Annotated in this window: 19 protein-coding genes; 7 read left to right on the top strand and 12 right to left on the bottom strand. The window is 59.5% G+C overall.

Annotated features, from left to right (window positions below; genetic code table 11):
* Positions 1–30: 30 nt before the first annotated feature.
* From BA177_RS16675 to BA177_RS16665, 3 genes are all read right to left on the bottom strand, one after another.
* Positions 31–1,095 carry a hypothetical protein gene (locus tag BA177_RS16675; protein ID WP_068618078.1) on the bottom strand — a complete coding sequence of 355 codons (1,065 nt, stop codon included), beginning with the start codon at positions 1,093–1,095 and terminating at the stop codon, positions 31–33.
* Positions 1,092–1,547, bottom strand: coding sequence for a hypothetical protein (locus tag BA177_RS16670; protein WP_068618076.1), 456 nt, complete (start codon positions 1,545–1,547; stop codon positions 1,092–1,094). The genes BA177_RS16675 and BA177_RS16670 overlap by 4 nt, the downstream gene beginning before the upstream one ends.
* A 183-nt stretch (positions 1,548–1,730) precedes the next feature.
* The gene (locus tag BA177_RS16665; protein ID WP_082990210.1) at positions 1,731–2,576 is read right to left on the bottom strand and encodes a hypothetical protein; all 846 of its coding nucleotides are present in this window, start codon (positions 2,574–2,576) and stop codon (positions 1,731–1,733) included.
* Between the two features lie 235 nt (positions 2,577–2,811).
* Between BA177_RS16665 and BA177_RS16660 the strand changes: the two genes are divergently transcribed.
* Positions 2,812–3,525, top strand: a complete 714-nt coding sequence (locus BA177_RS16660) for a FadR/GntR family transcriptional regulator (RefSeq protein ID WP_068618074.1) — start codon at positions 2,812–2,814, stop codon at positions 3,523–3,525.
* 50 nt (positions 3,526–3,575) lie between these two features.
* Here the strand turns inward: BA177_RS16660 and BA177_RS16655 are convergent, their stop codons facing one another.
* From BA177_RS16655 to BA177_RS16640, 4 genes are all read right to left on the bottom strand, one after another.
* Complete coding sequence (locus BA177_RS16655) at positions 3,576–5,018, bottom strand: alkaline phosphatase D family protein (protein ID WP_068618072.1); 1,443 nt, start codon at positions 5,016–5,018, stop codon at positions 3,576–3,578.
* Between the two features lie 14 nt (positions 5,019–5,032).
* Positions 5,033–6,391, bottom strand: a complete 1,359-nt coding sequence (locus BA177_RS16650) for a GntP family permease (protein WP_068618070.1) — start codon at positions 6,389–6,391, stop codon at positions 5,033–5,035.
* Positions 6,392–6,467: 76 nt separating this feature from the next.
* On the bottom strand, positions 6,468–8,411 hold the full coding sequence (locus BA177_RS16645; RefSeq protein ID WP_197493206.1) for a PhoX family protein: 1,944 nt from the start codon (positions 8,409–8,411) through the stop codon (positions 6,468–6,470).
* Positions 8,408–9,724, bottom strand: coding sequence for a glycerate kinase type-2 family protein (locus BA177_RS16640; RefSeq protein WP_068618066.1), 1,317 nt, complete (start codon positions 9,722–9,724; stop codon positions 8,408–8,410). The genes BA177_RS16645 and BA177_RS16640 overlap by 4 nt, the downstream gene beginning before the upstream one ends.
* A gap of 236 nt (positions 9,725–9,960) precedes the next feature.
* On the opposite strand from BA177_RS16640, the gene BA177_RS16635 reads away from it, so the two are divergent.
* Positions 9,961–12,756 carry a TonB-dependent receptor gene (locus tag BA177_RS16635; RefSeq protein ID WP_068618064.1) on the top strand — a complete coding sequence of 932 codons (2,796 nt, stop codon included), beginning with the start codon at positions 9,961–9,963 and terminating at the stop codon, positions 12,754–12,756.
* Between the two features lie 300 nt (positions 12,757–13,056).
* On the opposite strand, the gene BA177_RS16625 is transcribed toward BA177_RS16635, so the two are convergent.
* From BA177_RS16625 to BA177_RS16615, 3 genes are all read right to left on the bottom strand, one after another.
* Positions 13,057–13,689, bottom strand: coding sequence for a hypothetical protein (locus BA177_RS16625; RefSeq protein WP_068619573.1), 633 nt, complete (start codon positions 13,687–13,689; stop codon positions 13,057–13,059).
* A 19-nt stretch (positions 13,690–13,708) separates the two neighbouring features.
* A complete protein-coding gene (locus BA177_RS16620; protein ID WP_068618060.1) occupies positions 13,709–14,425 on the bottom strand; it encodes an MBL fold metallo-hydrolase in 717 nt (238 codons plus the stop codon).
* 312 nt (positions 14,426–14,737) lie between these two features.
* Positions 14,738–15,178, bottom strand: a complete 441-nt coding sequence (locus BA177_RS16615; protein WP_231892463.1) for a DUF3465 domain-containing protein — start codon at positions 15,176–15,178, stop codon at positions 14,738–14,740.
* 296 nt (positions 15,179–15,474) lie between these two features.
* On the opposite strand from BA177_RS16615, the gene BA177_RS16610 reads away from it, so the two are divergent.
* Positions 15,475–18,609, top strand: coding sequence for a WD40/YVTN/BNR-like repeat-containing protein (locus BA177_RS16610; RefSeq protein ID WP_068618059.1), 3,135 nt, complete (start codon positions 15,475–15,477; stop codon positions 18,607–18,609).
* Between the two features lie 334 nt (positions 18,610–18,943).
* Positions 18,944–19,111 (top strand): hypothetical protein, encoded by a 168-nt coding sequence (locus BA177_RS18695; protein WP_156762878.1) that lies wholly within the window; start codon positions 18,944–18,946, stop codon positions 19,109–19,111.
* 296 nt (positions 19,112–19,407) lie between these two features.
* Here BA177_RS18695 and BA177_RS16600 read toward each other — a convergent pair whose 3' ends face one another.
* Positions 19,408–20,769 carry a hypothetical protein gene (locus BA177_RS16600; protein WP_156762877.1) on the bottom strand — a complete coding sequence of 454 codons (1,362 nt, stop codon included), beginning with the start codon at positions 20,767–20,769 and terminating at the stop codon, positions 19,408–19,410.
* A gap of 322 nt (positions 20,770–21,091) precedes the next feature.
* Between BA177_RS16600 and BA177_RS16595 the strand changes: the two genes are divergently transcribed.
* The gene (locus BA177_RS16595) at positions 21,092–22,021 is read left to right on the top strand and encodes a sulfurtransferase (protein WP_082990207.1); all 930 of its coding nucleotides are present in this window, start codon (positions 21,092–21,094) and stop codon (positions 22,019–22,021) included.
* Between the two features lie 204 nt (positions 22,022–22,225).
* On the opposite strand, the gene BA177_RS16590 is transcribed toward BA177_RS16595, so the two are convergent.
* Positions 22,226–22,783, bottom strand: a complete 558-nt coding sequence (locus BA177_RS16590; protein ID WP_156762876.1) for a hypothetical protein — start codon at positions 22,781–22,783, stop codon at positions 22,226–22,228.
* 454 nt (positions 22,784–23,237) lie between these two features.
* Between BA177_RS16590 and BA177_RS16585 the strand changes: the two genes are divergently transcribed.
* The gene (locus tag BA177_RS16585; RefSeq protein ID WP_156762875.1) at positions 23,238–24,230 is read left to right on the top strand and encodes a hypothetical protein; all 993 of its coding nucleotides are present in this window, start codon (positions 23,238–23,240) and stop codon (positions 24,228–24,230) included.
* 9 nt (positions 24,231–24,239) lie between these two features.
* Positions 24,240–24,986: a hypothetical protein gene (locus BA177_RS16580; RefSeq protein ID WP_068618049.1), complete on the top strand. Its 747-nt coding sequence runs from the start codon at positions 24,240–24,242 to the stop codon at positions 24,984–24,986.
* Positions 24,987–25,014 lie beyond the last annotated feature (28 nt).

Genomic DNA, 25,014 nt, shown 5'->3' with positions numbered 1-25,014 from the left:
CAGTGATATGAGGCCAGGCAAGCTACGCGGTTAACAACCGCGTGACCAGAACCAGGTGGTTGCTTCGCCATCAACGCCAAAGGCCGGAATCCAGCCGGTCGCGCGTACGCCCGGTTCATTGCCGCTGCAAACGTCGCCCTTCAGGACGGTGACACGCAGGAACGGCATTCCTCCGACCAGCACCATCTCATGAACTTCGACCGGGTACTCCGCAGCGTCATTGACGGCCACGCGCGGATCCCGGTACGGCAGGCCGGCGCCCGGTTCCGGCCAGACAAAGCCAGCCCAGGCGTCGGTCAAATAGTTCAGGCGGTTGATGGCCAGCTCCGGGTAGCTGAAAAACGTGCCGGTCTCGGCGGCCTTTACCCAGACAAAGCAGCCGTCGGCCAGCTTCAATCGGTACCAGTCGGGTATGGCGGCGTACACCACGGTGCCGGGTTGTTCGTAGCTGTATTCGCGGCTTTCCAGCGCGGCGTAGTCTGCGATACGTGCGAGTGGTTGCAGCGTTGCATCGGGCGCCGGGTAAACATCGACATGCCCGCCGTGCGCGAGCGGAGCGAGGTCCAGCAGCCCGATCAGCCGTTCGTTGTCCGCCGAATGTGGCCGTGGTGCATTGGCGGACACTTCGCGCAATACATTCATTCCGGCCAGTCCGTTCAATTGTCGCGCGACAAAACGGGCCGGAACGTCCTGATAGCCTATCGGCTCTTCGCCATGGGCGGGCAGGTGTACACGCGTGCCGTTACAGCTATCAACGTGCAACTGGCTGCCCTGCTTGTCGTCGCTGGGATAGGCGAACAGCACGTAAATAGCGGATATCTCCGGGTGAATGCCGCAGCTTGCCGAATCAGTATTCGTGGTGACAGTCAGTCGGCTGCCAGCCGCTCGCAGCGGTGTGCCCTTGTAGCTCGGCCCGGCGAGGTCGAAGTGGAGATAGCGGAGCCCATCGCGCACTTCTGTTTCGACCAATGCGCCGACCGCTACGGTGTTGGCATCATTGAAGTACTCGGCGAGGTTGCGTTGCGCGCAGCGGCACGCGTCAGCCGGTGTCGCGTACAGCAGCAGGACGGCGAGCGCCGGGATCACACGCCTCATCGGCGCGCTGCCAGCATGCCGATGACCATGCCGATCAGCATCGCGACCGGCGCCGCGATAGCCGGGCCCAGCAGAAACTCGATACCGTGTGGCCAACCGAGAAAGGTCCGCGCGGGCAGGAATTTCGGCCAGTACTCGAGGTTCACGAATACCGTGACGATCAGGATGGCCAATGAGCCACCGAGCGCAATGGTGCCTCCTGAGTGTGCGAATTTGCCGAATCGCCGCCCGATCCAGATGATCAGCGTAAGCAAGAGCATGGGCGCGAGCGCCATCAGGCTGACCACCAGCAGGTTGGTGCGGTCGGCGGAATACTGAGCAACCAGTGCTTCGACTGTGGTGCTCATACTCATGTCGTTGGCGAGTGCTGCCAGGATGAAGACGACCGGCGCGGCAAAGAAAACGAGGTCGGCCATGATCAGCAATATCCAGAAGGGTTTGTTCGACAACATTCCGCAGCTCCCGTTGCTGATAATCAGTCCGGGGCAAAGTTTACCGTCCGGACGGGAAAAAAGGCGAACTCGCTCCCGGCCGGAACGTGCGGGAGAGGCGGCTGAATGCGCGATCAGCCGCTGTCGGCAGCTGTATCGGGAGTCACTCGCGAGAACGTTGTCGAGACGTAAGCCGGTGCCGATCTAGGGCCTCGCGTGCGGAATTTCCGGCATCGCTATTTGCACAACGATTCGTCCTTTCTTTTGAATCGCCCAAAGTATCCGGTCGTTCGATGAGCGATCCCAGGCAATGCCCTGACCTTCCATGAGCGGGATTTCCACCGTCGCTATCCATTGCAAAACGGAACCGGCTTCCGGTATTCGCATGACGTAGGTTTCACCGTGATCATGTCCGGTGAGGTAGAGTAGGCCGTCCGGCCCCCAGGAGCCGCCGGAGTTGCTCATCGGGCTGATGCGTTCGAGTATGCCGTCCGGGATGACCCACGATTGCAGCACCGCAAAGTGATCATCCATCTGCACGACCTGGGTGCGCCGGGTGTGGCCGTACGGCTCGGTTTGCCCGTCCTGAATTTTGTCGTAGTTGGCAAATGCGCCCCACCAGTAACCGTCATGTCGGTCTAACCAGGTGAAAGACCCGCGATAGATGCCGAAACTGTGGGTGGCCACGTGTTCCAGCGTGACGGCATCCCACACTTCCACGGAACTGGTCATCGGCCAGATCGGGTAATTTGAATGCGCAGCGTAGAGGCGGCCCTGGTATTCGGCCAGACTGTCCAGATGGATCAGTGGCTCGCCTTCCGCGCGGCCGGTCCAGCGCATTACTTCGCTGCCATCAAGCTTCGAGTGCTTGGTGATACTGTAGTTGTTGGTTGCGTAAAAATGTCCGGCGTCAGCGGCAACGCCTTGCCGCGCATCCGCTGCGTCGAAGCGGGCGAGCAACTCCGCCTGATACACCGGTACCTCTCCTGCCAGCGGAGCAGCAACAGCCGCGAACATACACAAAACGAACATTCCTGCCTGGCGTTTCATCTTTTTCTCCTGCTGACCGCAACGGCGGTCGGTCCATACTGAATAGCCCTGTCCGCAGGCCAGACGCTCGACTGGCTATTGTGCAGCCAAAGCCGATATCCTGCTGTTACTGCGTGCACAGAGTATTCCCTGCTAGGTATGCGGTGACGGCAGCCGTACAATTCACGGTATTCCTGACTACCAGCAACAGGCCCGAAGCCAGTACCTCGGGCATTCCACTACCGCGGACCGTGAGTTGACCACCAGACGATACAAAATAGTCGCCGACGCTATCGCCGAGAAGATCTACTCGGGCGAGTACCGCATTGGTCAGCGCTTGCCGACCGAACGCGAGCTGGCCGAGCAATTCGAAACCAGCCGGCCGATGATTCGCGAGGCGCTCATTGCCCTGGAACTCTACGGTTTGATTTCGGTGCGGCAGGGCGCAGGCATTTACGTGCAAGCCTGGCAGAACCAGCCGCTGCGGGTGAATATATTCGACCGTGGTGTCAGTCCCTTCGAGTTGCTCGATGCACGCCGCATGATCGAGGGCGAACTTGTCGCTGCGGCTGCCGCGATCATCACGGATCGCGAACTGCTCGCGCTGGAACAGCTGATCCAGAAAATGAAAGACAGTTTCAATCAGCTTGAAAAATACGAGCAATACGACCGGCAATTTCACGTCCAGATTGCGAAAGCAGCGCGGAATACCGCGCTTACTGCCGTGATCGACAGCTTGTGGGCGCTGCACACGCGTGGTCAGCTGTGGAGTCAGTTGCACCGTTTTATCCCCAGCCAGAAATTGCACGGCGATCGGTTGGATGAGCATCGCGCCATCTACGACGCGTTGCAGCGCCGCAATCCCGACGATGCGCGACGTGCGATGCACGAGCACCTGCAGCGTGCCCGGGAGACTTTGATGACAGCCGCGGATCGCTTGCAGGATCATCATGCAGCCGACGACGACTGAATGGTGGGCGGGTCGTTTTTGCTGAACCGCAATTCTTCATCGGTCTGGGTTCATTGGTAGTAAGGCTCGCCTTTTTGCGCGCGCTCGTACCTTCGCCGCGACAGTTCATCCATTTTTTCCAGCCAGGTCGATACGCCGTTCTGCAATTCCGAGGCACGCACGGTGAAGGGTTCCCAGGCCGTAGCGCCCATATAGTCGACGGCGTTAAAGGTCAGTGTTGGCTCTGCTGTCAGCTCGAAATTCAACAATCCAAAGTTCGTGCTGCCCGCAAAGGCCTGGCGAATACGCCGCTCCGGACGTCGATCGAGCCAGGTTGTGGTCGTGACCTGCGCGAGCGGAGAAGAGACGAGATCGTACATGTCATAGCCGCCGTGTTCCGACCAGGGTATTGCGTTCAGTTCGGCAACGTGAGTGTCGCCTGAGACCAGCACAACGCCGCCAATGTTCTCGCGGCGTATAAACTCGAACAACTCGTTGCGTTCGTGCAGGTAGGATGCCCAGCTGTCACCGCCAGCACCTTTCGCCGCCGACCAACCGCTGCCACTGACCAGCACTTTGAAGGGCGCGGTACTGCGGACGAGCCGCTCTTTCAGCCAATCTTTCTGGCGCCTGCCAAGCATGGTCTTTTGCGGCTGGTCCGGGGCTTTGTTGGGGTCCCGGTAGTAGCGGCCATCAAGAAAGAAAAAATCCACACCGCCGTAGTTGTATTCGAAAAACACGCCGTCAGCATCCGGCAGACCGTAAGCCGGGTTGGCCCACACGTTCTTGAATATGCGCAATGCATCTTGCTTGATCGGGTTGCGGCCATCGGAATTATTGAAGCCAAAGTCATGATCATCCCAGATCGCAAGTTGAGGTATCGACGCAGCAACATCCTGATAGTTGGCAACCGCACGCTGGCGCAGGTATTCGTCCGCCATCGTCTCGAGGTCGGCACTGTCGTTGTAAATATTGTCCCCGGTCCAGAAAAACCAATCCGGACGATGTCGTAGCAGGGCTTTCCAGATGAGCTGTTCATGGTCCTGCGCATAGCGTGCGCAGGAACCGAAGCCAACACTGAATCGCTGCATGTCGGCTGCCAGTGCGGGCGTACGAAACTGCGGCAAGTGGCGATGGCCGGTGTAAGGGTCCGGATTGCCATTGATCAAAATCCGGTAATCGTACAGCGTACCGGGCCGGAGACCGGTGAGCGTAAACACGCAGGAAAAAAGCGTATCGGCGCTCGGCTGAATGACTTCCGTCACGTGCGCATCACCAGGATCGGCGGCCGGGCCGTATGCAATGGAGAGCGGTACCGCGTCGCTGGCCCGGCACCAGAGTTTCATGCTCGTTGGCGTGCTTGCACCGGCGACAGGACCCTGCAGCAAGCGTCCCTTCCCGCGTACTTCGCCGGCGGCCAATGCAGCGGGAGCGACGACCAGACTCTGCGTTAATAACCCGCTGCCTGCGCCCAGTAAAGAGAGGAATTCGCGTTTGGTCAGTCGGTAGTTCATCGCTGGCAACTCCGTTAGGGAAGCAGAAACAGGCTGAGCACCCAAACCACGGCAGCCGCGGCTGTGCCTTCGACGAGCGTACCGAGTGTTTGTAATTTGTAGCCGGTCTTCACATCCATTCCCGAAAACTGGGTCACGACCCAGAAGTAGCTGTCATTCGCGTGGCTAACCACCATGGAGCCCGCGCCGATCGCGATCACCGTCAATGCGCGGCCACTTTCGCTGTCGAGCCCAAGCGCGACCATGAACGGTGCCATCAGGCTGGCCGTCGTAATGATGGCGACGGTTGATGATCCTTGCGCGGTCTTCAGGACCGCGGCGAGGAGAAACGGGATCACGACGCCGAGACCAATCGTTTCAATGTAAGGTCCCAGCGCCGCACCGATATCCGCGTTTTGCAGAACCTTGCCGAACGCGCCGCCGGCCGCGGTAATGATGATGATCGGTGCAGCAGCGGCGACGGCATCACCGAGCCAGCCGCCGGCCGAGAGCATCTTGCGGTCGAAACGTGACGGTAGTGTGAAAGCGAGGCCGACGCCGAGCAGCAAGGCCAATACCGGGTGGCCGATGAAGTCGAGAGTAGCGAACAAACGGTTAGCACCGAACGGTGCGGATGGCAGCTGGGCAACGGACCGCAGCAAGATCAACACGATCGGCAACAGAATTGGAGCGACTGACGCGAGTACGCCGGGTGCATCGGCGGCGCTCAGCGGAATTTCGTCTGCGGTCGGTTGCGCTGATTCGTTCGTCGTTGACGGCTCGATATCCACCTTTGCCGCGACCCGGGTCGCGAACAGCCAGCCGGCGAACAGGGCAACCAGCGAGGCGACAACGCCCCACAGTATGACCAGCCCGAGGTCCGCATCGAGGATGCCGGCAGCAGCAACCGGTCCGGGTGTCGGCGGCACCATCGTATGGGTCGCGTACAGGCCCAGGCTGAGCGCAACAGCACCCGCCGCAACGCCGACGCCCGCTTTGCGGGACAAGGCTTTGTTAAGGGGTGACAGGATGACGAACGCGGTGTCGCAATAGACCGGCATCGAGACGACGTAACCAACGCCACCCATCGCCGCCGGAATGTGTTTGTCGCCACAGCGCTTGATGATGCTTTCGGCAAGGCGCAATGCGCCGCCGGATTTTTCGAGAAACACGCCGATGATCGAGCCGGCCAAAATGACGATGCCGATCGCACCGACAGTGCCACCAAAGCCGGCGCTGATGGCATCGATCACAGCCGTACCGGACATGCCCGAACCCAGGCCAAAACCGAGTGCGGCAAGAATCAGTGCGAGGAACGGGTGCAGCTGCAGACGCGTGGTGGCAAGGACGATGAAGACGACTGATGCAAGTATCAGCAGGAGAGTGTAAGCCATATCAGGTCCTTTCCATTTCAGCCATGCTTCTTGTGCGCGCCGCTGCGCTGTTCATTATTCTTGTTTTGGCAATGTGCTAGCTGCCGATCACCTTGCCATCGGCCCGGGTTATCGCCACGACCGATGGCCGCGGTGGCACCGAATCATTGAAATCGGGCCAGCGCGTGCTGGGGTTGAGATAGGTCGAGCCCTTTTCGTCTGCCGGGTGTTGAATCGCGACGAACAGCGTTTTGCCGTCCGGCGTAAAGCAGGGGCCACACAGTTCGGCGCCACGTGGGCAGCCGAAAAAATGCCGGCTAAGCGCGCGCTCCGGCCCGGCGGTTTGGGCCGCCCAAAGTCCGTCGTGGAAACCGCATTGATTGCTGCTGTCCGTCGCCATCCAGATGCGACCGAAGGGATCAAACGCAATATTGTCCGGATTGCAAAACCAGCCGTCGTCGCTGGTGCCGGCGCCGTATTGCCCGCGCGCCGTGCTGTCTTTGCCCGGATCGCCGGCGAGGATGAAGATGTCCCAGCCAAATTCCAGTGCCGCGTGATCGCGCTGGCCATCGGCACCGGGAGCGAGTATTTCGACCACCTGGCCCCAGGCGTTCTTCTGCCGTGGGTTGACGGCATCGGTGCGCTCGCGCACCGTGTTCTTGGTGAGCATGACGTAGGTCCGGCCGGTCAGCGGGTTGGTGTCGATGTCTTCAGGCCGGTCCATGGGTGTCGCGCCGAGCAGGTCCGCGGCGATGCGACAGTCGATCAGCACATCACCCTGATCATTAAAACCATTCTCGGGCGTCAACGGTCCCTGGCCAAAGATCAGCGGCAACCAGCGGCCCGTGCCGTCGTCATTAAAGCGGGCAGCGTACAAAATGCCGTCGTCGAACAGCGCGCTGTTGCGCTTGCCTTTGTCCTTTCGGTAAGTGCCGTTACTGACGAACTTGTAAATGTACTCGTTGATGCCGTCGTCGCCGGTATAGGCAACGAGCGGGCGGCCTTCCTCCGCCACTACCGAGCAACCTTCATGCTGGCAGCGGCCGAGTGCCGTGTGTTTGACCGGCTCCGATTGCGGGTCGTAGGGATCGAACTCGACCATCCAGCCGAAGCGGTTGGCCTCGTGCGCTTCGTTCGCGATGTGAAAGCGTTCGTGAAAGCGGTACCACTGACGGCGTTCGTGATTGCCGAAGCGGAAGCGGGCGTAATTGCGGACTTCTCGCGGATGGCTCTCGGCCAGTTCCTCCGGGTGTCCACCGAAGTTGTATCGGAAGTTTTCCTCGGCAATGAGCACAGTTCCCCACGGCGTCACACCGCCGGCGCAGTTGCCCATCGTGCCAAGCACGCGGGTACCGCCGGGGTCTGCGCTGGTGCGCAATCGCTGGTGCCCGGCGGCAGGGCCGGACATCCGCATCGGCGTGTCCATCGTGATTCGACGATTAAACCGCGAGTTCTCGACAAATGACCAGTGACCGTTTTGCTTGCGAACCTCGATAACACTGTGGCCATGCGCCGCCATTTCGATATCGACCTGCTCCCGGTTTATGCCTGCCGCGCTGTCACGCCAATTGCTGTAGCCGGGAAACATCAGATAGGCGTTGGTGTACTCGTGATTGACGCACAGCAAGCCGTGCTGATCTTCCTCGCTCCCGGAGCGCTTGCCGGCCGGTAGCGGAAAGTAGGCGAGAAAGTCGTTGTTGTAGCCGAACTGCCGGCTTTGCGCGGCGGCTGTTTGTGCCGCGGCATCGAACGCGCGGCCACCTGGCAGAACAGGATCGCCCCATGACAACAGTACTTCAGCGTTGTAGCCGGCCGCGACGTGGTGATTGCCATCGAGCATGCGTGGAATTTCTGCAAAGCTCAGTCGTGGTGGCGCAGAGGCGTCATCAACAACGATGTCTGACGTGGCGCAGGCCGCCGTCAGTGTGCTGACTGTAGCGGCAGTGGCACCGGCCGCCAGCAGCCCTTTCATGGCCTCGCGGCGGGTCATCCAGCGCGTGCAGATAGAGGAGAAGTCGTTGCCCGTCTTGTCGTTACTCACTTTGCCTTTTGCTCCTGCTGTATCGGGCATACGACGATCGCCCGGAAATCGCTGACATTGGTTCGTGTTGCACCAGTGATCACCAGGTCACCGAGTGCATCGAAAAATGTGCCCGAGTCATTGCCGGCCAGCGCCTTGCCAGCATCAAGGTTCAGCCGCTTTGCACGCTGCAATGTGCTTGGTGTGATGATCGCGCCGGCATTGTTACCGACACCATCATAGCCGTCGGTATCGCAAGCCAGCGCGTAAATATCCGCCGCGCCATGCAGCTCAATGGCGAGCGCAAGCAGGAATTCCGTGTTCGGGCCGCCGACACCGGCTTTGTTGACAACGTTCACTGTAACTTCGCCACCTGACAGAATTATTGCGGGGCGGCCGGTTTGTGCCAGTGTTTTCGCAAGCTTCGCGTGTTCGACGGCGGCCAGCCGCGCCTCGCCTTCAATGGCATCCCCCAGGTCGTGTACCTGGTAACCGAGCGCTGCGGCTCGGTCAGCTGCCGCGGCCAGCGCATTGCTGGGTTCGGCGATGATTTTGCATTGCCCGGCGTGATTGCCGCCTCTGCTGGCGGCCATGCCATTGCGTTCAATGTCATCGAGCACTGACCTGGGCAGTTGCAGCTTGTAGCGGGTCAGGACGCGCAGGAAATCGTCGAAGCTTTCCTTGCGCGGGACGGTCGGGCCGGAGGCGATAAGTGACGGGTCGTTATTCACCACATCCGAAATTATGAGCGTCTCGACCCGGGCTGGCGCGGCGGCGGCCGCGAGCTGACCGCCCTTGATGCGTGACAGCCACTTGCGGACCGTGTTGAGCTCATTGATGGAGGCGCTGGACTGTAACAATTGCGCGGTAATGTCGCGCTTCATTGCCATACCAACGCTGTCGAGAGGCAGCGACCAGAGGGATGAGCCGCCGCCGGAAACCAGTACCAGTACAAGATCGTCAGCACTAAGTCCTTGCACCAGCTCAAGCGCCCGACGAGCCCCAAGCATGCTGTTCTCATCCGGTATCGGATGACCGGCTTCAATGATTTCAATTGCCGGGTTGCAGACTGGATGGTCGATGCCGTGTCCATAACGCGTGACAGCCAATCCCGACATCGGGCCGTGCCAACGTTGCGCGACAGTATCCGCCATTGCGGCTGCGGCTTTACCCACCGCGAGCAAGACGGTGCGGCCCGAGGGTTCGTCCGGGAGGTGTGGCGGTAGCGTGAGTTCGGCCGACACGGCGCTGATCGCGACATCGAAGAGCTCGCGCAGCAACACCCGTTCCCGATCGCCACCTGCTGCCTCGGTGCAAGCCGCGGGCACGCTCATTGCAGAAAGTCTTGTAACAAAATGGTCATACCTATTTGCTAAATAGTTTGGCGGATTATAGACACGGATTTAACGGAAATGAACAAATGCTTGAACAAAATTCAGTAGTACACTACCTTCTCAAAAGTTGGAAGGACCAACGAAGCAATAAAAGGTCTGACCAATTTAGACTCTTAGTCACAGCATCAAACAAGCGGACTGTGCCATTTCTGCACGCACGTCCATGGGGGGCGGCTATGAAATACCAGCAACAGGCAACAATACAGAGCGGGCCGGCGCGGATACTTACTGCATCACGCGCGGTTTCTTTGCTTATCTTCGGATTATTTTCTGCGCTCGCGCAGGCTGGCGATATCGTCGGTGTGGTCAACGACCCGGACCTGCAGCGTTTCGTCGAGGGCGCGACGGTTACTGTCGTCGACAGCAACAAGAAAGCGACTACCGACCGTTGGGGACGCTACACGCTACGGAACCTGGCCGCCGGTGAGTACACGATCGTAGTGAGCGCCGGTGGTTTCCAGGCATCGTCCACTACTGTGCAGGTGCCGGAGACCGGCAATGTCAGTGCCGACGTCAGTCTCAATACGACGTACGACGAGATTGAAGAAATTGTCGTCACCAGCGCACGGGTATCACAGCTACTTGCTTTGCAACGCAAGCGTTCGGCGGAAAGCATTATCGACGCCGTCTCCGCGGACACCGTTGGCAAGCTGCCCGACTTTAATGCGGCTGAAGCCGTGCAACGTTTGCCCGGGTTGTCAGTTGAGCTGGATCAGGGTGAGGGACGTTATCCGATTGTGCGCGGTATCGATTCCAACCTGAACAACGTGACCATCGACAACAACCTGGTCGGTGCGCCGGAAGGTGAAGGTCGACGTGTTGCTCTCGACGTTATTCCGTCAGACCTGATCTCCGTGGTTGAGGTCGTCAAAGCCGTGACGCCGGACCTGGACGGCAATGCCGTCGGTGGCAATATCAATATCATTACCCGCAGCGCTTTCGATTCGCCGGATCGATTTGCCTTTGTCGGTGGCCGCATCGGCTACAACGACAAGAGCGAGCGAGTACCTTACGGCGCCAGCGCAGTTTGGGGTTCCCGGCTGGGCGCGGAAGAAAAGTTCGGACTCGTGCTGGCCTCCAGTTACTACATCCGCCGCTACGATACCAACCTGTTCGAGGGCGATGGCTGGACAGAGTTTGCACCGGATGCTTACGCCCCTGAGGGTGTGCGCTATTTCAACTACGATATTGAGCGTGAGCGCATCGGCCTGAACGCCAATCTCGAATACCGGCCGACCGATACCTCGCTTTGGTATATGCGGACAATTTTCAATGAGTTCACCGACGAGGAAGCTCGCGACCAGATGGACCTGGATGCGGCACGCGGTACGCAAACGGCTGTTTCAAGTACCGTCGTGCAGAACTCCGAAGGTCGTGCCACTCGCGAGTACCGCCAGAACAACCAGACTCAACAGCTGACCAACATTTCCCTGGGCGGCGAGTTGAGCCGCGACAACAAGCTGTGGGAAATGAGCTATACGTTCTCGCATGCCGAGGAAATAACGCCGTTGCGGGTGGACTGGGAGTACCGTTCGGGCGCAGATGCGTTTCCGAACACGATCGATGTCGCCAATACCTACTTCGACCTCGATGCCGGCGCGGCAATTAATGATCCTGCCAACTATGACTTCCGGCGGGTGCGCAACCGCAGCGATTCCATTGAAGAGGACATTCATTCTCTGAAAGGCGATCTGCGCATAGACACCGAGTTCGGTCAACATGCGGGCTACCTGAAGTTCGGCGTCAAATACGCCGCACGCGACAAGTACCGGGATCGTACCAACCTGAACTACACGGGCGCATCGTCGTTCACGCTCGCGGATACCGGCCTGTTCCACTCCGGCCCGGCTGATTTTCTGGATGGCCACGCCGAGTTGGGCCCTGTGCTGGATTTCGCTGCACATCAGGCTTTGGCGCAATCAAATCCGGAAATGTTTGAGTTTGATGCGGAGAGTTCGGCATTGGACTCGATCTCTTCGGACTACCAGATCGACGAGACCCTGCTTGCTGGCTACGCCATGGCAAGTGTGGATATCAACAATCTGACGATTCTGGGTGGCGCCCGCATCGAGCGTACCGAGGCCGATTACACCGCTTACTTCGTAAGCTTGCCGGCAGTGGACCCGCTGAACCCGGCCAGCCCGTTCACGGGTACGACCGAGTACACGGATGTGCTGCCCAGTCTCCACCTGACGTATCGCCCCAATGACAAAGTGGTGGTACGCGGTGCCTGGACCAACACCATCGGTCGCCCGAATTTCCAGGACGTAGCACCGGCGCTGGAAGTGGAAGACGACGAGGGTGCTGCCGGTAATGAAGACCTGGATCCGTTCGAGTCAATGGGCCTGGACCTGTCATTCGAGTACTACTTTGAGACGGCGGGTATTGCTTCGATCGGTGTGTTCTACAAAGAGATCAAGAACCCGATATTTACCCGGCGAACTGAGGATGTGGTCTATCGCGGCATTCCGCTGACGGTTCTTTCCCGACCGGAGAATGCTGACAAGGGCACGTTGCTGGGTCTCGAGTTGAATATCGAGCAGCAGTTCGTCAATCTCCCACAACCATTCGATGGTTTGGGCGCGTCACTGAACCTCACCTTCATCGACTCCGAAGTGGATGTGTTCGGCCGTGAGGAAGACAACCTGCCGTTCTTCCGCCAGCCGGATACGATCGGCAACGTTGCGTTGTTCTACGCGTTGGGCCGGTTCGAAGCGCGTGTTGCCGTGTCCTACCGTGATGCCTATTTGCAGGGCATAGGTGGCGACAGCAGCGAAGATGTGTATTTCGACGAACGGACTCAGGTCGATCTCAAAGTCAGCTTCGACGCGACTGAACGGTTCTCGCTGTTCGGTGAATTGCAAAACATCAACGACGCATCACGTCGCGAGTATCAGGGTCGTCCCAGCCGACTGTATGCCGATGAAATTTACTCGTGGACCGCGTTGTTCGGTGCAAGTTACGCGTTCTGAGCGCACCAGGAATGGCGTGAAAATGTGAGTGAACGGCAGGTATCGCGGTCGCCATTGGTGGCTGCGATGCCTGTCGCTGTTACTGCGCGGATATCTTGCCGGGGTACACGATGCGCTGCGGGTCCGGCGTATTCTTGGTTCGCACTATTGCTTGCATGGGCGCTGCACCCGGTACATACATGAGTGCGTCCCGCTCGCTGCTACTTGTGTCGTGCTTGTCGGTCACGATCCCGGCGCAGCTGAGTGCGGGATCGCGCACCCACCAGACGACGTATCCAGGGTCCGCCGCTTGTCGACCCGCTACGATTGCAGCGGTTTGACGCTCAGCAGCGACACGAACAGCGAGATCACGAGCGTGCCGAACAGGAAGCAATAGGCGCTGTGAAAGATGGACAGGATAGCCACCAGTGCTGTGGCGGGTGTGTAACTGCTTGCCAGACTGAAATGAATTTGCGCAGCGTGCAGCAGGCCGGTCAGTCGTTCACTGTCCAGTGCGAATGCCGGGACGTCGTCGAGTCCGCCGACGACAGAATACGTTGCAGCGAACAGGAACAACGCGGTCAGATAATTCACCAGTGCGAGCACTATCACGCGACCGGTAGCAGAAACAGCGGTTCCCTCGGTGATCTTGCAGATACCGAACAGCACGACGCCCATTTCCTTGTTCAGGATGCCGATTGCCCGGATGATGAACAGGATGGCAAGCCACGCCGGCAGCAGGGTGCTCAACAGATAAAGCAGTACAGCAGTGAAAAACCAGTAGCCGATGTAGCGCTCGGAAAGGACCAGTCGCCGGTTTCGTAGTGCTTTCTGCTCTTCCGAGCCGACGGCGTATTGCGCCTCACGCTTTTTCAGGTAACGGTCCAGCCACGCATACGGCGATAGAAAGTACACGCCCTGAATAACCAGTTTTGCTGTTTGTGCGATTTTCACGATGCTGTTACCGGCATGTTCAATCGAGCGACAGGCATTCGCCGCCAAACAAGAATGGCAGGTTCGGTGGGGCACTGTCGCGGCTGTAGCCATGGCCGACGATCCATGCACGCTCATCAAGGCGTCCCGCGAGATCATCGAACGTGGCGTGCCAGCGGGACGGCGCGGGGCGGGCGTCGTAAATACGAGTGGGTGCCGCGGCGATCCGGCTGTACAAAGGCTCGCTCGCAAGGCTGTCACCGGTGTAACCCATGACCAGCTTGCCGGCGTGATACAGCAGTACTCCGCAGGCATGTTCAGAGTGCGCAGCGCTCACGAATTCGATGCCGAGGTCTGTTGTCAGTGCAATCCGCTCATTCGCGGCGGGCGCATGCCAGTTGGCAAGACTGGTGGCCGCCATTACCTCGGCATGCTCGGCCAGACGGTGCACTTGCAGCCGCCGGCACACTTCCTGCTCGGCGAACACCGACAGCGTGCGGCCCTGTGCCTGTTCAACACGCAATACCACCGGCAATTCGGCAGAGTGATCGCTGTGATTGTGGGTAACAACGATATTGTCGGGCAGCCCGGAAAACCGTTGCAAGCACGCACGGGTAACACCAAAGCCGATATCCATCAGGCAAACGGGCTTGTCGTGCAGGGTGACAACAGCCGCTGAGCTGCACTGGCCATCGTAAACCTGGCTGGCGCCCTGTCCGGCACCGAGGATGTGCAGTGCAAGTGCGGAATGCGGCATGTCAGTCGTCAGTGACTGACGGTGTTACGTCGGGACGATTTTGATCCCAGGGCCTGCTGCATGTCAGCGGCATGGGCGGCTGCAAGCCCGCGATCTGCCGCGCGCCAACGATTCGCCCAGCCACGTTTGTGCGGCTTGCACATGGCACAGGAGGCGCGTTTGTTTCGGGTTTGTTTTCGCATGACAGTGCACGATCGGTTGTGGATGTCGCTGCAGTATACGGCGCGGGTCAAGCCCTTGGCTATCCGGCGGCGATGCCTGGACTACTGCAGGTCACGTTCGGCTGGATCAGGCCGGGGGACGCGCGAGTCGCTATTCGTAGCGGCGACCATTGTGCTGCAGCCAGCCGTCGGTATGTCGCCCCTGTGGATCGTGGTGGGTCCAGTGTATGACACCGCCGCGGTCGTTGCTTTCATAGACGCCGTAGAATTCCACAGTATCACCGCGCTGCAGAGACGGGATGCGCGGCGCCACGTCAATATTGTGTGCCACCAGCAGCGTACGGCCCGAGGGCAGTTCGAGGATAAACCGTTGATGCCGGCTGCCATCGTTGTCGTCGGACAATACCCGGCTGACGATACCGCTGCCGCGTATTTGTGCGCCGGCGCGTAACGCCGTCTCTCTTGTAACTGTCGCTTGCGTTGCTGCAGCGGAGTTGGTCGATGACGGCGTTGGCGTCGTCAGGTCCGTGCCTTGCCACTCGTATACGGCGTAACCGAGCAAGGCAAGGACCAGCGGCATCAACTTTTTCACAGGGGCTCCTTTATTGCGGTAGCAATGCACCGCGTCGCGGCTCGTTTACACATGCCGGAATGCACCTTGTTTCGACTGCTCAACGGCGTTACGGTTGGGTGCAAACATCTACAAACGATGCGACTTGTCGTCGTACAAACAATGTCCAGAAGTTCCACCAGGTATTTCGGGAAACGGTTGGGTTTGTGAATTGCAGCATACACGTGTATCGGCGCCCGCAAACTCAATCGGCAGTAACCCTGAACTGGCTGGCTCGCACTCTATTATTCCTTAGCGAAGACCGGGGGACGTACCAAATGCTCAAGCCTTTGTACCGTGCAACTCTATTACTGGCCGTTAGCGCACTAAGCATTCTAAGTGCACCTGCTCACGCGGTTGAGGAATCGCTGATCGACGGTCTTGAGTACCGCCTCATTGGCCCCTGGCGTGGCGGTCGGGTGACCGCAGTCAGTGGTGTCGTCGGTAATCCGCAGCTTTATTACATGGGCGCGACGGGCGGCGGCCTCTGGAAAACCAACAATGCCGGTGTGACCTGGAGCAATATCTCGGATGGCCAGATTCCGGTCGGCACGATCGGTGCGGTCGCGGTTGCCGCCTCCGACCCGAATGTCATTTACGTCGGCACCGGTGAGGCGCCGATACGCGGCGTAACCACATCGCAGGGCAAGGGCTTGTGGAAATCCACTGACGCGGGTCAAACCTTCACCTTCATGGGCCTGCCGAAAGCGGGCCAGATCGCCAAGATCGAAATTCATCCGACGAACCCGGACATCGCCTATGTTGCGGCGCAGGGCCAGATCTGGGCGCCGAACGAAGAACGCGGCGTGTACCGCACAACCGACGGCGGCAAGACCTGGGACCACGTGCTGAAGGTCAACCCGGATACGGGTGCAACCGATATAACGATGGACCCGACGAATCCGCGCATTCTGTACGCGGGCATGTGGCACCACGGCCGCAAGCCCTGGTACATCATGTCCGGCGGTGAGGGCGGCGGCATTTACAAATCGTCGGATGCCGGCGACAGCTGGGACAAGCTCGAAGGCGGTCTGCCCGGTCTGATCGGCAAGGTTGGCATAGACGTGCCGGCGGCTGACCCGTCCCGTGTCTACGCCATTATCGAAGCGGAGCCGGAGAAGGGCGGCTTGTGGCGTTCCGACGACTACGGCAAAACATGGAAGCTGATCAACAATCATCGCGTCTTGCATTCGCGGGCGTGGTATTACATCCATCTCGCTGCCGATCCTTCGGATGCCGACACCGTGTGGGTGCTGAATACCGGGCTTTACAAGTCAGTCGATGGCGGCAAGGACTGGGAGCAGGTCAAGACACCGCACGGTGATCATCACGATCACTGGATCAACCCGGCGAACAGCCTGAACATGATCAATGGCAATGACGGTGGTGCCACCGTCACCTTCGACGGCGGCAAGACCTGGAGTTCGATCTACAACCAGCCGACAGCGCAGTTCTATCGATTGGTGACGGACAATCAGGACCCGTACCGCCTGTACGCCGGGCAACAGGACAACTCGACCGTCTCGATTGCTAGTTATGCATGGGATGGTGCTATCGGCGAGGACGATTTCTACGCGGTAGGTGGTGGCGAGAGCGCGCACATTGCGTTCGATCCTGACGATCCGACGCTGGTCTATGCAACGACGATCAACGGAACACTCACTGAGTACAATCACGACAACAAAAAGACCCGTTACATCATTCCGTATCCGGAGCATGTGTACGGGCAGGACTCCAAGGATCTGAAGTACCGGGCGAACTGGAATCCGCCAGTGATCACCAGTCCGCACGATCACGAGACGATTTACTACGGCACGCAGATGCTGCTGAAGAGCACCGACCGCGGCCTGAACTGGGAAGAGGTGAGCCCGGACCTGACGCGCAACAACCCCGAGCACATGGGCCGCAACGGCGGACCGCTGACGCCGGAAAACGTGGGTGCGGAGTTCTATCACACGATCTACGCGATCGTGGAAAGCGAGAAGGACAAGGGCACGATCTGGGTTGGCGCCGATGACGGTCTGCTGCACCTGACCCGCAATGGCGGCAGGAGCTGGAGCGATATTTCGCCGCCGCACAAGGGCGAAGCGATGATCAACACGATCGAGCTAAGTCCGCATGCCGAAGGCACGGCATACCTCGCGGTAACCGGCTACAAACTCAACGACTTCGACCCGTACATTTACAAGACCAGCAACTACGGCAAGAGCTGGAAGCGTATCGATGACGGCGTACCGAAAGGCGAGTTTGTCCGCGTGGTGCGAGAAGACCCGGTCGTGAAAGGGTTGCTGTATGCCGGTACCGAGGAGGGCATGTTCGTTTCCTACAATGACGGTGGAGAATGGCAATCACTGGACCTCAATCTGCCACCGGTGCCGATAACAGATCTGCGGGCCAGAGAAGACAGTCTCGCCGTTGCGACTCAGGGCCGGGCGTTCTGGGTGCTCGACGATATCTGGGTCGTGCGGCAGGCGCGCAATGCACCAACGAACAAGGCCGTTCATCTTTACACGCCGCCAACCTGGCAAATGGGCAAGCCGGGCAGCCGGGTGCGCAGTTACGAGGGCAAAAACCCGTCGAAAGATGTGCCGCTGTATTACGTAATCAACGACGAGGTAAGTGAGGACACGGAACTGACGATAGACATTCTGGATGCCAGCGGACGAATTGTGCGCAGGATGTCGAACAAGGAATCGGACCAGGATCGCTGCCGCATCGGCAACATGGACCCGCGCCGTCCTTTCGAGATCACCTACCCGAAGACCGAAGAGGGCATGAACAAGTGGTCCTGGGATATGAGCAGTGACGAGGTGAAATGCATCGACAATATCGTGCTGCAGGCAGGCTACGCCGGTCCCAGTGTCGCACCGGGCAGGTACACGGCGCGGATTACCATAGGTGCTGCTACGGACGAGGCAACGTTCGAAGTGGTGAAAGACCCACGTTCGATTGCGTCCGACCGCCAGATTCGCGAATGGGCCAGTAGTATTGAGGAGGTCAAGGGCACTCTGGATGACGTATTGATCGCACTGGATACCGCCAGGAAAGCACGGTCGCAGATCAAGTCGCTGATGGCTAACCACGACGACGAGGAACTGCAGCGCCTGGGTGAGGCGGCGATTGCTGATCTGGATACCTGGGAACAGCAGATTACCCAGCTCAAGTTCGAGACCTACGAAGACGAGGACGCATGGGCCACGATGCTGGACGGTCAACTGCGCTACCTGATGGACGTGATCGATGATTCCGGTGCGCCAGTTACGGATGGCGCAAAAACCAGGCATGCCGATTTGTCCCGGGAGTGGCAGCAGCGTCAGCTGGAACTGAACGACATTACCGAAAACTACATCACGCCGATCAACCGCTGGGCGGGCAACATGGAGCTCGGGCACGTCGTGCGGCCTGGCAGCTAAGCCCGAACGGCGCGGTGTGATCGAGCGTCCTTGATCACACCGCGCCTGTCCGTTGTCCGGATCCGGTCAGCGGTACCAAAGAGACTGAGGTGCTTCCCGCCGTGAGACAGCGACGCCTGCTCAGGCAAAGTTCACACTTCCCCGACCCCGACCCCGACCCCGACCCCGACCCCGACCAGCAGTCAGTGCCGACCGGGCGGTAATGCGCTGCTCACTGCCGCCTTGGCGCCGTGCCGAAAATTTATTGCCAGATGGTGAGGGAATCCGACATTGCCCGCCGCTTTACCTTATGTGAAACGCCTGAACTTGAACTCATTCACACGAGGATCCACACATGCGCTCCATCTCGCCCCGCCTGTTTACCTTCGCTTGCGTCATGTTGATCTGGGCGCTTTGGTCGTTGGCGGCTGAGTCTCCGGGAGAAACTGACGGCAGTGCGGCTGCCGGTTACGCGCAAGCCGCTGCACAGAGTATCGAGCACGACATCGACGTCGTCGAGTAGAGTGTCGGCTGCCGCGCGTCGAGATTGCTCTCCCCTGTTGCAAGCGGCGCGATCAGCGGCAGACTCCAACCCGACTCTCTGCACGGCGACACGGTGTGCGACCAGCGCTGCGGCCGCAGCGCTGGTCGTGTTTTTGTAGTTTGCCCTGCTGATCCCGGAGAACCGCGCCAGCGGCATTGACAGGGTCTGCACAGCCTGCCTGACAGCCGGGTTGTGCGCTGGCCACGCCATGGCCGGCATTTCGCTATTGCAGTGACCGGGAATCAGTGCAGAACATGCCGACTGTCAGCCTGCGGTCAGAGCATCGTAATGCTGTAAGACGTCCTTTGACCGGGCCGGTAGGCTTGCGCATCGAGCTTCAGTGCATGCTGTTCACCGTCGATCTTGATCCGGCGGTGTATCGCCAGCTGGTTTTCCGCGCGCTTGCGACCCACGTCGTACTTGCGTTTGAAATCCGCGCGTATTGCTGACCACTCATCGTCGCTGATCAACTGCGGAGGCCGATAGCGAATCCGTACAGTCAGGACTACGTAGTCCGCGCCCTTCGGCGCTCCGCGCGGCGGGCGCGTTTCCACGTCTGTGAACAGCGTGGCACCGTTCTCAAGCTGCTTCCGAAACACTTTCTCGCGCGTGTTGGCCCAGAATCTTTCCACACCGCCGGCTTTTGCGATCGCCTGTGGGTCAGCACTGAACCCGTTGCAAACCAGCGCTCTGTGCGCATCCATCAGCGCCATCTTCAACTTCACCCCGGAGAGCGCGACGTCTTCGTCCCGGGTATAACGGTCTTTTTCCATGTACGGTGCGCAGGCGGCATCGTCCGGCGTTTCCAGGGACTGCTCCGCCTTGTCGACTTCATTCTCGAACTGTTGCCGGCGACGGCGTTGTTGTTCCCATGCCTGCGCCCGGCGCTGTTGCGCTTCCGCCTGTGAACGCTGCAACCAGTCGTCAATGGCGCCGAATAGGACCTTGGCTTGCTCGTGGCTGCGTTCGGCATAGGGATTCGTCTGTACCAGGACGTTATCGGTCTGCATCTGACTTTGCCGAATCGCAGGCAGCTGTTGGTAGGTCCTTTGCTGTCGGTCTTGCCAGGCGACAGCGGCGGAATTCGAGTCGACGGAAATATTGTAAGTACTGAGGCCGCCCGGTGTGTGTATCCATGAGGGTATGGCTGGCGAAAAACCGGCCGGGCAGTCCGCATTGACGAAACGCGAAAAAATGTCGCCGGTCGTGCCGAATATTCGCCACGGTTTGGTCGGGTTCACGCAAACGAGCTGGTAATCGGCTGACTCACCGTCCGTGTTCTGCGGCTGGATTCTGAGGTTGGTCATCAGGCCGCGACTGTCTTTCTTGAAAAATGTGAGAATGACGCGGCTCATGCCGTAGGGGACTATCTCGACGCAGCTGTCCGGCGGTACGGCTGAAAAGCCCTGGGTCATCGCTCCGGCGCTGAGCAGGCCGGTGTTTTCGCCCACCGTCGTGAAATACAGGGTTGCTGTACCTTGATTGCACAGATCCGAGCGTTTGATGTCCTGAGCATGAGCCGGTGCTACGGCCACCAGCGTCAGCATCCCTATTAGGCAGAGCAGAATTCTGGCGACTGGTCGGCCAACAAACAGTTCCTGTCCGTTCGCATAATCTGTCATCAAGCGTGCGGGCATCTTCGGGTTCCTTGCGATCGTAAGCCGGCCTGCCGGCGCGCACACTCCTTGGCTTGCGCATTGGCGGACGGTATTCATAGGGAGGCCCGAAGTGTGCCACGCGATGGTGATGATTTGAATGCAGGTACTTTGCAATCCGGCGAAACCGGTAGCAGTCGTGCTGCGATCGCGCCGGCGTGAGCAATGCAGAGGCAATAGGGCCACGCCGTACGAGCCAGCGTTCTGCCTGGCCTGGCTGTGGTGGGCCGGAGCTGACAGTTTTCTCGTATACTGCTTCTCCGCCAACTGATTGGAACGGGCGTGCCCCGGCCGGGAAAACACCATGAATCCTTTGCACATGTATTGCACACTCGCCGTTACTTTTCTGCTGACCGGCTGCAATGGCCCGGTGCCCAACGAAATGACGCCGCCCATGGATACACTTGTCAGTGCCGGGTGGCTCAGTCAGCACTATCAGGACAGCGACCTCGTGATACTGGACGCGACGGTCATGATCGAGCGGACGGACGATGGCGGCATGCGCACAGTCAATGGCCGTGAGAATTTCAACAAGGGCCACATACCCGGTGCCCGTTTTGCGGACCTCATGGGCGAGCTGGTGGACAGCGACAGTCCCTTGCACTACGCCGTGCCGGAACCCGGCGAATTCGCGGCGGCTATGGAGCGTCTGGGTGTCGGTGATAACTCGCGCGTCGTTATCTATGACGCGAACGGATCTGCCTGGGCGGCACGGGTCTGGTGGATGTTGCGCTGGATTGGCTTCGACAACGCGGCATTGCTGGACGGCGGTTTGCAGGCGTGGACGGATGCCGGGCAATCGTTGTCAACGGAGTCCGTTGCCGTTGTTAAAGGATCGCTGACAGTGAACCTGCGACCGGAGTTGATAGTGGCAAGCGATGAAGTGCATGCCGCCATCGGCGACGACAGCGTCACTATCATCGACTCGCTCCCAGCCGCGCATTACCGGGGAGAGTTCTCGATGTATGAACGACCCGGACACATTCCCGGTGCCAGTAATGTGTCGGTTATGTCGCTGACAAATGACGATGGCCACTTCAAAACCGTCGATGAACTGGCGACGTTGTTCGACGGTGATTACGAAGGCCGCGCGATTACCTACTGCGGTGGCGGTATCGCCGCATCTGCCAATGCGTTCACGATGATCCGCCTCGGCTACAAGGACGTTGCTGTCTATACGGCATCGTTGCAGGAATGGGCCGCAGACCCGGCCAGGCCAATGGAGACCGAGTAGCACTGTTGCTCTTCACAGAGTCGACAGCGGGTGTCGATATGCTGCTATGCCGGTGAACACCCGATCCGGGCGGTTTCTGTGCCAACCGGTACACACACTCTCCCGGCCATCTAGCCAGCGGCTCGGTCGGACATGGTTCCCGACCGAGCCTCACCGACCAGCTGGCAAAAAGCGCGCTGAAGGTCGCGCGCCTGTTGCAGCCATCTAGTCAATCTCGAAATACAGCAACTGCGCCACGTCGGTTTGCTGACTGTCAGCACTGATGGTCTCGTAGACGCCGCGCGCGGCAAGATCAACACGCAGCGGTCCCGCGACTACCGTTTTCGTGCCGGGCCAGGTCAGCACGATGTCGTACATATCAGGTTCAAGTGACAGGTAGCCGCTCATTCCGGTGTACGGAACACTGCTTAGCAGCGGGCTTAGCAGGCTGATGTCACTTGCCGCGGGTACGACGTACAGATCGACCGCGCTGAAACGAGCCGCGCCCTGGTAATAGCGAAACTTCGCGTGGGTCGCCAGGCGGCGGCTGCCGGCAGTGGCGAGTACGCCGTCAAGCTGCCCCGGCAGGCCACTGAGGTAAAGCGTGTAGCGCTGTGAGTCGCTGAGCTGCACCGTTTCCTCGGCGAGAAATGAGCCGGGATTGCCTGCCGGTGTGATGTTCAGATTGATCTCGTCAGGCTGCATTGACACTTCCCCGCTGTGGGTACCGAACTCCAGCCCGGAAAACAGTGGATCGGCGAACTCGTCACCAGTCGTGTGCAACACCTGCCCTTAAAACGGCATTGAGTACCGGCCGTTGACCAGCGGACTGGCAAGAAACGTCAAGGAGTCCGCAGGAACTGTCAGCAATGCGCATCGCATTGGTGCATCAACGGCCGCAAGCGGTTTTACCTTGCGAACTTTCGCAGGATTTCACTTAGGACCGCCTAAACACCGTTAGCTGCCGTTAACTGCCGTTGCCGGGCGTGCGGCCCAACATCACAGTGGTTGCAGACAACGGATTCGATCGCGCCAGCCGTTGGCGTAGCGCCAATGACCGATAGTGCCTGTGAGCACTCGTCAAACAGGTTGGCTGATTGATGAAGTCGAAGGGGGCGGAGTGTCGACGCCGGCTATTACAGGCGGACCGGACTTCGCAACACAGAAATAGCGGTACGTGTGCAGCACACCGATGTGCCGTGACTGACCGGCCGCGCGGAATGGCGAGGATGAAATCATGCCAACAATGAAGCTGTTAACTCTGATGTTAGTCGCGGCCGTGAGCACCGCTTGTGGTTCGTCAGACGAGTCTGCGGCCGGCCCGGCGCAAGCCGCAGCCCGGGCCCCGTCTGCGGCCAGCAGCAGCAATTCGCGGGTAGCGGCCACCGCCGCCGAAATTGCCAAAGAGGCGCGCGGCAAGCTGCGCTGTCCTGCCCGACCCAAAAGCGCGCCGCGTGCAGCCAACGCACCGGTAGACGACATAGTGGGGGTTCGACCCGGAATGAGTTATGACGATGCTGTCAACGTGGTCTTGTGCAGTCACGAATTGCTTATCGTCGATAACAGTCCGCGTGGTGGCTTCAAGATCAATACCTACGGGCAAACCTTGCGCCAGGGGTTCGGCGCTGTGTTCGCAGAGGATCGAATAAACAAGACGTCGAAAGAAATCATGGCCGAGATGCAAAACAACGCCATGGCCAGGAGCATGAACAAGCGGGCTGCCGATATGTTGGGCGGGACCTCGCGCTGGTACGTAACCACAATGGGCCTGCCCAATGAAGAACGGGTGATTGCCGCGTCTCGCATAGAAGCCTATGTCGATGGCAAGGCGCCATCGATCTCGGGAGTTGCCGCCGCACTTGAAGACAAGTACGGGCCACCCATGCGCAAGCGAGAGGACGCGCAGGGCTGGTTTCTGGACTGGGCCTATGACCTGCGGGACCGGCCGGTTACTGAAACGTCACCGATGTACTACGGCTGCAGCGCGCCGTCGAGGCCTGAGTCCGGCGTTAATCTATCGCCGGATTGCGGGCTTGCCTTGTCTGCCGTCATTCGACCCAAGCGCGACAATCCGCTGATCGCCCATACCCTTGAGATCGGGGTCGTCCACCAGGCACAAGGCTACGACTTGTTGATGGCAACCGAGCAGCAACTTGAGCGTGCGGAGCAAGAACGCCGCGCGGCCGAGCTGGACGCGGCAACCAAGAATGCTGACAAGCCCACCATGTAGGAGTCGGTCATGACGAAACTAATTGTAGCTGGCTGTATCTTGTTGCTTGCCGCGTGCGGCGGTGGCGACTCACCTGCCGCCCAGGGGCAGACATCGGCCGGCCAGGCGTCTCTGGCGCGAGCCACTGGCAACGAGGGTAAGTCCGCCGGAGTATCCGCCGCGAAAGGGGCCGGTCGGGCGCTTACACAACGTGGACGCGAACTCGTGAGTCCCGACGATGCGACTATGGTATTCCTTTATTACGACCTCGCAGGTATCACACCGCCCATCGAGTCATGGGTCGAGCTCGACCGGCGATTAATGGCCGCCCCTGCAGCCGACAAAGCGGCGCTACGCACCACTATCCGGCAGGAACTGGCAGTCGGCGCGGCGTCAGTCGCGGATGTCGGCCTGATTCGCTTGTCCCTGGGCAGCGCGAAACTATCGGATTACGACCCAACCTACGGTGAGTTCACGGTGCGGGCATTGTCACCTAGTTCAATGATCTCCTATACCGCGTTTCGCCAACAGGTGGAGTTGCGCTTTGCCAACGGCCGCGAGGCACAAACCTGGCAAGTCCCGGCCGCCGAGGCGCAGCTGATCAGTGACCGGATAGGTCCCTTCACCGCGAGTGTGCAGCTGGAAGTGCTGTTGCGACTGACCGGTGTGCAGCCCGGCATGAGTGGCGGGACCTTGATGGTCAACGTGCTGGAGTACGAACTGCAGCATCCGAGCGATGGCACAACGCTCGGGCGCGTGCGAGTACTGACTGAGTGATGGCAGAGGCGCAGCGGGCGATACCGTT

It is taken from the genome of Woeseia oceani (genome assembly GCF_001677435.1).
In the GTDB taxonomy this organism is placed as follows: domain Bacteria; phylum Pseudomonadota; class Gammaproteobacteria; order Steroidobacterales; family Woeseiaceae; genus Woeseia; species Woeseia oceani.
Note: the sequence above shows the minus strand (reverse complement) of the source record. Positions and strands in the feature narration are given on the sequence as shown.

Excerpts from the sequence above, each read along its gene's own strand:
- BA177_RS16655 (WP_068618072.1), bottom strand. The coding sequence starts at position 5,018 with ATGAACTACCGACTGACCAAACGCGAATTCCTCTCTTTACTGGGCGCA.
- BA177_RS16640 (WP_068618066.1), bottom strand. The coding sequence starts at position 9,724 with ATGAGCGTGCCCGCGGCTTGCACCGAGGCAGCAGGTGGCGATCGGGAA.
- BA177_RS16580 (WP_068618049.1), top strand. The coding sequence starts at position 24,240 with ATGACGAAACTAATTGTAGCTGGCTGTATCTTGTTGCTTGCCGCGTGC.
- BA177_RS18695 (WP_156762878.1), top strand. The coding sequence starts at position 18,944 with ATGCGCTCCATCTCGCCCCGCCTGTTTACCTTCGCTTGCGTCATGTTG.
- BA177_RS16670 (WP_068618076.1), bottom strand. The coding sequence starts at position 1,547 with ATGTTGTCGAACAAACCCTTCTGGATATTGCTGATCATGGCCGACCTC.
- BA177_RS16620 (WP_068618060.1), bottom strand. The coding sequence starts at position 14,425 with ATGCCGCATTCCGCACTTGCACTGCACATCCTCGGTGCCGGACAGGGC.
- BA177_RS16665 (WP_082990210.1), bottom strand. The coding sequence starts at position 2,576 with ATGAAACGCCAGGCAGGAATGTTCGTTTTGTGTATGTTCGCGGCTGTT.
- BA177_RS16610 (WP_068618059.1), top strand. The coding sequence starts at position 15,475 with ATGCTCAAGCCTTTGTACCGTGCAACTCTATTACTGGCCGTTAGCGCA.
- BA177_RS16635 (WP_068618064.1), top strand. The coding sequence starts at position 9,961 with ATGAAATACCAGCAACAGGCAACAATACAGAGCGGGCCGGCGCGGATA.
- BA177_RS16595 (WP_082990207.1), top strand. The coding sequence starts at position 21,092 with ATGAATCCTTTGCACATGTATTGCACACTCGCCGTTACTTTTCTGCTG.
- BA177_RS16675 (WP_068618078.1), bottom strand. The coding sequence starts at position 1,095 with ATGAGGCGTGTGATCCCGGCGCTCGCCGTCCTGCTGCTGTACGCGACA.
- BA177_RS16600 (WP_156762877.1), bottom strand. The coding sequence starts at position 20,769 with ATGCCCGCACGCTTGATGACAGATTATGCGAACGGACAGGAACTGTTT.
- BA177_RS16585 (WP_156762875.1), top strand. The coding sequence starts at position 23,238 with ATGCCAACAATGAAGCTGTTAACTCTGATGTTAGTCGCGGCCGTGAGC.
- BA177_RS16650 (WP_068618070.1), bottom strand. The coding sequence starts at position 6,391 with ATGGCTTACACTCTCCTGCTGATACTTGCATCAGTCGTCTTCATCGTC.